5 protein-coding genes are annotated in these 2083 nt (G+C 69.7%); 4 read left to right on the top strand and 1 reads right to left on the bottom strand.

Features of this window, described 5'->3' with window-relative positions; translation table 11 throughout:
- From ACFYXB_RS45860 to ACFYXB_RS45850, 3 genes are all read left to right on the top strand, one after another.
- On the top strand, positions 1–675 hold a 675-nt coding region (locus ACFYXB_RS45860; RefSeq protein WP_389591448.1), incomplete at its 5' end, for a hypothetical protein.
- 340 nt (positions 676–1015) lie between these two features.
- On the top strand, positions 1016–1201 hold the full coding sequence (locus ACFYXB_RS45855; protein ID WP_388506891.1) for a hypothetical protein: 186 nt from the start codon (positions 1016–1018) through the stop codon (positions 1199–1201).
- Positions 1198–1509 carry a hypothetical protein gene (locus ACFYXB_RS45850; RefSeq protein WP_389591447.1) on the top strand — a complete coding sequence of 104 codons (312 nt, stop codon included), beginning with the start codon at positions 1198–1200 and terminating at the stop codon, positions 1507–1509. The genes ACFYXB_RS45855 and ACFYXB_RS45850 overlap by 4 nt, the downstream gene beginning before the upstream one ends.
- A gap of 19 nt (positions 1510–1528) precedes the next feature.
- Here the strand turns inward: ACFYXB_RS45850 and ACFYXB_RS45845 are convergent, their stop codons facing one another.
- Positions 1529–1789: a hypothetical protein gene (locus ACFYXB_RS45845; RefSeq protein ID WP_389591446.1), complete on the bottom strand. Its 261-nt coding sequence runs from the start codon at positions 1787–1789 to the stop codon at positions 1529–1531.
- A 99-nt stretch (positions 1790–1888) separates the two neighbouring features.
- On the opposite strand from ACFYXB_RS45845, the gene ACFYXB_RS45840 reads away from it, so the two are divergent.
- Positions 1889–2083: hypothetical protein (locus ACFYXB_RS45840; protein WP_389591444.1), on the top strand; the 195-nt coding region annotated here is incomplete at its 3' end.

The raw sequence follows: 2083 nt of genomic DNA, 5'->3' as shown, positions 1-2083 counted from the left end.
GCGGAGCGACGCTGCGTCGCTCCGCAACGCAGGTCCAAGGACGGCATTCCCCACCCGGCTGAAGCCGGGCGTCCCCTGCCGAGAACAGGGATGGACGACGCGGGCGCGGCCTACGAGGTCCGCTACGGCTGGAACCGCCGTACGGTGACGTGGGCTTCGGTGTTCCTGTTCCTCGCCGTGTCCCCCCTGGCGCCGGGCGGCCCCGTGTGGGCGCAGGCCATACTCGGTGCGGCCGGGCTGGTGTGCCTGGCCCTCACGGCGCTGCTGGCCTTCAGCCGCCCGGTGGCCTTTCGTGCCGGCCCGGAGGGCGTGACGCTCGGGGGCACACCGTTCGGGCTCCGGGCCGAACGCTTCGGCTGGCCGGACGTGGCATCCGTGGAGTTGTGGACCGAGTCTGTCGGCCGGTTCGGCCGGATGCCGTACATCGGTGTGCGGCACCGGGCCGGGGCGGCCGCCCGGTGGGGACGCCCCGACTCACCTGCCGTCCGTCTCCTCGACGAGTACCTGGCTCGTCAGGTCGCACCGGAGTTCGTCCGGGCGTTCCGGGGGACCGTCCTCGCGCGCCGGGGTATGGGGCTGTGGCGGGTTGAGCGTTCCCGCGTGGAGTCGGCGGTCAGGGCATTCGCGCCGCACGTCTACGTCTTCGACAGCGACGGCTCGCCCCGACAATCCTGAGGAACGGCCTCCTTGTGACGACCTCGTGTCCGGCTCTTCCCGGGTGAGCTAGTGCTCGGACGGCCCTTCGGGGCCGGGATCACGTGCAGGGATCTCGCTGCGGCAGTCCTTGCATTCGACTTCTCCAGCCGATGTTGATCCAGCCCGGGCCACGCAGCCGGACAACATTGCGATCACCGTTGGTGGACCGTCGGTGAATCACACCCGGATTCCCGCATGGACCCGCGCCGTCGCCGCAACCCTCTCCGACCAGCTGCTTGACCTGACTGCGAGAAGTGTCACGTCTCCTGCTGTACAGGGAGGGCTGCGATGACGGCACTATGCCACTAGATTTGGTGTCATGACTGCCATCACGTTGCGAATCCCCGATGCTATGGACAAGCAGCTCCGCGACGCCGCGGCCGGCGCTCCGTCGCTGAACGACTACATCCTCAAAGCTGTGCGTCGGCAGATGACACTCGATGCCGGCCGCAAGCTGGCCACGAGCGAACCGCTCGACCTCGAGGGCGAGGGCGACGCCCTGTGACGATCCGCAAGGGCGATGTCTTCGACGTCGACACCGGCAAGGGCGTGCGTACCGTGCTCGTCGTCAGCCTCGACGGACTCGCGGAGGCGTATGGCGCGGTGGTCGCCCTGGTGCTACACGCCCCGGCCGCACACCCGGACACGGCAATGAGCGTGCGGCTGACCTCCCCGGTCGACGCCTCGGTGGTTGCCGTCAACCTGCTCCAGCTCTCCGCGGCCCGCTTCGAGGCCGCCACTCTGCACGGCAACATCGGCCTCGAGCAGCAGACGCTCATCGACAACGCGCTTCGCGCTGTTCTCGACCTGTAGGTCAAGTCGCTGCGCCGTCCTACAGCGCCGCCTGCGGGCGAACCCGGCCCGTGGTGACCAGCCCGCGCCATCGGTCGCGAGTGGCCGCCTCACCGCCGAGCCATCGAACCGGAGACGGCCGTTCAGCCTGGGTCGGCAGGTCAACCATGAACGACACGATGTCGGAGTAGCACGCGTAGCCGTCGCCACGGGTCAGCTCGTGCAGTCGCGTCAGGACGATCTCCACTTGGTCGCGCTCGTCGCGAACCGAGTGATGGAAACCGAGGGCGAGTTCGAGCATAGCCCGGGCGACCTGATGCCTGCGACATCGGCCTCGGCCCGCAGCACGCGGGCTCGGTCATCCACGTCCGCGTCGCCCCTCCCCGCATCGCGTACGAGGGTGGCGATCCGCGTGCTGAGGGTGATGGCCCGCAAGTCGAGCCCGGTCAGCAACGGCTGCGCGAGGGCAAGTTCGTCGTCGGCGATGGCGGGATCGGGCCGCGCTGTCCCGCACGATGAGCCGGCGGCGCTCGGCGGGGTTGGACGGGTCGACGGGGACGTAGGCCGCGCCGGCCCGCACGATCCCGAGGAACGC

It is taken from the genome of Streptomyces sp. NPDC002619 (assembly GCF_042889305.1).
GTDB lineage: Bacteria > Actinomycetota > Actinomycetes > Streptomycetales > Streptomycetaceae > Streptomyces.
Note: the sequence above shows the minus strand (reverse complement) of the source record. Positions and strands in the feature narration are given on the sequence as shown.

Coding starts and splice junctions, on each gene's coding strand:
- ACFYXB_RS45855 (WP_388506891.1), top strand. CDS start 1,016: ATGACTGCCATCACGTTGCGAATCCCCGATGCTATGGACAAGCAGCTC.
- ACFYXB_RS45845 (WP_389591446.1), bottom strand. CDS start 1,789: ATGCTCGAACTCGCCCTCGGTTTCCATCACTCGGTTCGCGACGAGCGC.